The sequence below is a fragment of the Burkholderia sp. Bp8984 genome (genome assembly GCF_003853755.1).
Classification (GTDB): Bacteria; Pseudomonadota; Gammaproteobacteria; order Burkholderiales; family Burkholderiaceae; genus Burkholderia.
On record NZ_QTQN01000089.1, the window covers coordinates 1 to 1,110 of the forward strand.

Genomic DNA, 1,110 nt, shown 5'->3' on the forward strand with positions numbered 1-1,110 from the left:
GACCGTGAAACGACTCTACGCCGATGATAGTGCGGATTCCCGTGTGAAAGTAGGTAATCGTCAGGCTCCCTAAGCCAAGAACCCCCGCCCGAAAAGGCGGGGGTTTTTGCATTGCGGCGACAGAAATGTGCGGTGTGCCTGGTCTGGGTTGCAGCTCGTGCTGACAGGCTAAACGGCAGCGGACCTGAGTGTCTGGCCCGCTGGGCTGCATCGCAGTCGTCGCTTGTCACAGTTACTAACGGTATCGAGTCTCGGGTACTGAGCTACCTGAGCGGCGGTGACTTGCGACGCCCACCATGGGCAATGCGCTGATCACATCGGCGTGATGATGAGTCGCTTGTCCTCGACGGTAATCCGGACGCGTTCTCCTGCCTCGAATCCCGCGTCCTCAAGCCATTTGATCCACGGGTAATACGTCGTATTCAGTTTCCGGTGCGCTCTGATGGCACGGAGGACTCTAGACAAGGAATGATGCCGTGCTGATTCTTGAATCTTGACGAAGCGTTCCGTTACGACGGGGCGTGACTTATGATTGGCGTTAGCCATTTCCGACTCCTGGTGTGAGTTGGTTGTGGTCAGCGGGTCGTATGGGTGGCAGCCCATGCGGCCCGCGCTTTTTTGCGGTGCTGCTGGTTCAGTTTACGCGAAGAAAAACGCTTTGAGAGTGCAATACGTGCGAATTGGCTGAACGGTATAGGGCCCTCTGGCCGTTTGGAACTCAGCATTGCTAAATGAAATGGGCGAGCGACGAAGTCGTCTGGTGACGGGAGAGTACGTGTCAGCATAAAAAGGATGTTCGATCAATTCGTGTCGGACCGGCGGAACAGACGCGTCGAACGAGAACTGCTCGAAGGGCACAAGACTGCAGCGGTAAGGCTTTTCGACACGAACCAGGATGTCTTTCACTAGGCTTTTTATCGAGGACGGTGATCATGTCCTGTGGACCGGGTTGGACCGAAGCGTATGGTGCTTCATGCATCAAACCTGATGCTTCCCGTTGCCAGGAGAGTGCCACCATGCGGCTCGGTCGACCCTGACCTGAGACGTTTCTTGTAGCCATCTGGCAAGTGAGTTCTCTTTTATCCTAGAGGCAAGGAGAACTCGATGAAG

The 1,110-nt window shown here is 55.4% G+C and carries 1 protein-coding gene; it reads right to left on the reverse strand.

Translation table 11 applies throughout. The features are described 5' to 3' along the window. Window positions 1–312: 312 nt before the first annotated feature. Window positions 313–546: a SymE family type I addiction module toxin gene (locus DID98_RS35430; RefSeq protein ID WP_124572242.1), complete on the reverse strand. Its 234-nt coding sequence runs from the start codon at window positions 544–546 to the stop codon at window positions 313–315. Window positions 547–1,110 lie beyond the last annotated feature (564 nt).